The 2270-nt window shown below is 44.2% G+C and carries 1 protein-coding gene and 1 tRNA gene; both read right to left on the minus strand.

Annotation, left to right across the window (positions count from 1 at the left end):
* Nucleotides 1-251: 251 nt before the first annotated feature.
* Complete coding sequence (locus AC4MRV_RS21940) at nucleotides 252-1877, minus strand: methyl-accepting chemotaxis protein (RefSeq protein WP_491189389.1); 1626 nt, start codon at nucleotides 1875-1877, stop codon at nucleotides 252-254.
* Between the two features lie 310 nt (nucleotides 1878-2187).
* Nucleotides 2188-2263, minus strand: a tRNA-Asn gene (locus tag AC4MRV_RS21945).
* Nucleotides 2264-2270 lie beyond the last annotated feature (7 nt).

The following is a 2270-nucleotide window of genomic DNA, read 5'->3' on the forward strand; positions in this document are numbered from 1 at the left end:
CTCTGCTCTACCGACTGAGCTATCCGGGCGACGAGGTGTATTAAAAGGCTTTTCGTGTTTCAGGTCAACATTAAAATGCAAAAAAAATATCGTTTGTTGTTTTTCTATACTTAATGGGCTGTTTTTATCCATTTTGGTCAAGAAATGTATAGAGAGCAAAAGCGCTTGAAGCCAAAGTGTAGGGTGCTTGGCGTGTTTAGATAGTAAAAAAGCACGCTTTGACGCGTGCTTTTGTTAGTTTAACTAGATAATTAGTGCTTAACGGTAAACTTACTTAGCCAGTTTTCAAGCTCGTTAGCCAGTTTAGCTAGGCTTTGAGTACTATTGTGGCTCTCAGTCACCACGCCACTTAATTGAGTACCGCTTTCTTCAATCATATTGATACGCTGAGAAATATCATCACTCACTTGGGTTTGTTCGGCGGCCGCGGTGGCAATTTGATGGCTCATCTGGGAGATCGACTCTAGAGCGACAACAATCTGCTGTAGTGCCTCAGAAGCATTTTGGGATTCTTCGACAGTGCTTTCACTGGTTTCAGCACATACTTCCATCGTTTGAATCGCATTGCGAGAGCCTTCTTGCAGATTATTGATCATCTGCTGGATTTCTTTCGTGCTGTCTTGTGTGCGTCCTGCTAGGTTACGTACTTCATCTGCGACAACCGCAAAGCCTCGACCTTGCTCACCTGCACGAGCAGCTTCAATCGCCGCATTGAGCGCGAGTAGGTTGGTTTGCTCAGCAATATCGCCAATCACATCAAGAACTTTGACGATATTGTTTACGTCGTTGTCCAAATCTGCCACTGCACGACTTGCCGCGCCAAGCTGACTGGCCAAACCTTGGATGTTATCAACGGTGTTGTGGATCAGTTGTTGAGTGTGCTGAGATTGTTTGTCTGCTTCATCGGTATTTCTCGCAGTATCACTTGCTGAATCTGCAACATTATTGGCAGACGACGCCATTTCCGTCATAGCGGTAGCGATCATTTCTGTGGATTGTTGCTGTGAGTCAGTTAACTGAGCGATGCTCGCTGCTCGGTCTTCAACGTTCGCTAGTTCTCCACGAAGTGCATGCATGGAGCCGTCAAGATTCTCTACTAATTGAGCAAGGGACTTACTCATTTGTTGCACCGCTTCATAGATACTGCCTTGTGGCGCTTGTTCCTTAAATGAAGTTTGAATATGGCCGTTTGCAACGTCTTGAACCGCTTTGCGTACGTCTTGTGGCTCGCCACCTAATAGTGCCAACATACGACGAATAGAGACGATAAGAGAGGCAAGGATAGCTCCAGCAATCGCTAAACAGAGCACAAGTTGCCATTGTGCTGTTGACCAGAAGCGGGCGTTCACTTCGTTGAAACCAATACCCGTTCCGACAACCCAGCCCCAGTGAGGTGTTCTTTCTGCAATCGAAAGCTTTTCTTCGATAGATCCGTCAGCTTGTTTTTGTGTCCAAGTGTATTCTACGATTTGTCCAGTGCGCTGACCTAATACATTGAGGATCAGTTGTCCAACGCTGTTGCCATCGCCATCTTTGAAATCGTTAAAGCTAGTACCATGGAGTTGCGGGTCTAGTGGGGTCGCGATAAATGTCATGTTCTCGTCTGCAACGTAGACGTACTCATTATCTTTATAGATGTTATTACGTAGCAAACGCGTTGCCAGTGCTTTGGCTTCACCTTCCCCTAATGAACCCTCAACCGACATTTTCTCAACTTCTGTCAGTATGCTGTAAGCACTGTTAAATAGTTCTGTCACTCGTGCCTTGTTATCCAAGTTACTTGCTACGCGGAGCGTCCACAAACCGGTAGCAGTTAGAGCAAGCAAAGCGATCAAGATAATTCCTGATAATAAATAAGCTTGTGTCTTTAGTTTCATAAAATTAGCTCACAAATAAGTCATTTTTATATTTATTACAGCCAAAAAATGCTCTGTAACATATTGTTCATCTTATTGTAGAACAGGAAAAGCTAATAGGAGACAGGTTTGAAACTATGATTTGGATTAAATTTTAAGTGTAAAATAAGTTCTTTTTAAGAAAACTAGTGCATAGCAATCCAATTGTTTAAGTCAAGGTAAGCGCGATAACGCTCGAAAGGCGATAGAGGTAAGGCTTTTTATAGGAGACTTGGAAATTGAGGACGCCAGAAATGAAAAAAGCCAAGTCTTTCGACTTGGCTTCTTAAAGTGGCTCCTCCTGCTGGGCTCGAACCAGCGACCTGCGGATTAACAGTCCGTCGCTCTACCAACTGAGCTAAGGAGGAACTATTC

Source organism: Vibrio sp. (assembly GCF_984391705.1).